This window comes from Veillonella sp. CHU740 (genome assembly GCF_003992055.1).
GTDB lineage: Bacteria > Bacillota > Negativicutes > Veillonellales > Veillonellaceae > F0422.
This window is the reverse complement of sequence record NZ_RQVD01000025.1, coordinates 1-1,112: the sequence shown is the minus strand read 5'-3', so window position 1 is coordinate 1,112 and position 1,112 is coordinate 1. Positions and strand designations below refer to the sequence as shown.

1 protein-coding gene is annotated in these 1,112 nt (G+C 43.9%); it reads left to right on the top strand.

The annotated features are described in order from the left end of the window. Positions 1-1,112, top strand: a 1,112-nt coding sequence (tuf, locus tag EO115_RS08290; RefSeq protein ID WP_126938475.1) for an elongation factor Tu, incomplete at both ends; no start/stop codon positions are given.

Here is a 1,112-nt window from a genome sequence, read left to right as displayed (position 1 = left end):
TTTGAACGTAATAAACCACACGTTAACATTGGTACTATCGGTCACGTTGACCATGGTAAAACTACTTTAACAGCAGCAATCACAAAAGTTCTTGCTGAAAAAGGTCAAGCTGATTTCCAAGATTACAGCATGATCGACAAAGCTCCAGAAGAACGTGAACGCGGTATCACAATCAACACTGCACACGTAGAGTACGAAACAGATTCTCGTCACTATGCACACGTTGACTGCCCAGGCCATGCTGACTATGTTAAAAACATGATCACTGGTGCTGCTCAAATGGACGGCGCTATCCTAGTTGTATCCGCAGCTGACGGCCCTATGCCACAAACTCGTGAGCACATCTTGTTAGCTCGCCAAGTAGGTGTACCAGCTATCGTTGTATTCATGAACAAAAAAGACATGGTTGACGATGAAGAATTATTAGAATTAGTAGAAATGGAAATCCGTGAATTGCTTTCCAGCTACGAATTCCCTGGCGATGACATCCCAGTTGTTGCAGGTTCTGCATTGAAAGCTTTAGAAGGCGACGCTACATACGTTGAAGCAATCAACGAATTGATGGCAAAAGTTGACGAGTACATCCCAACTCCAGAACGTGACACAGACAAAACATTCTTGATGCCTGTAGAGGACGTGTTCACAATCACTGGTCGTGGTACAGTAGCAACTGGCCGTGTAGAACGTGGTCAAATCAACGTTGGTGACGTAGTAGAAATCGTTGGTCTTCAAGAAGAACCATCCAGCACTACAGTTACAGGTCTTGAAATGTTCCGTAAAATCTTGGAATCTGCAGTAGCAGGTGACAATGTAGGTGCATTGCTTCGCGGTATCGACCGTAAAGACATCGAACGTGGTCAAGTATTGGCTAAACCAGGTTCCATCAAACCTCACACTAAATTCAAAGCAGAAGTATACGTGTTGACAAAAGAAGAAGGTGGCCGTCATACTCCATTCTTCTCCAACTACCGTCCACAATTCTACTTCCGTACAACTGACGTAACTGGCGTTATCAACTTACCAGAAGGTACAGAAATGTGTATGCCTGGTGATAACATCACTATGAACATCGAGCTTATCACTCCAATCGCTATTGAAGAAGGCTTACGTTT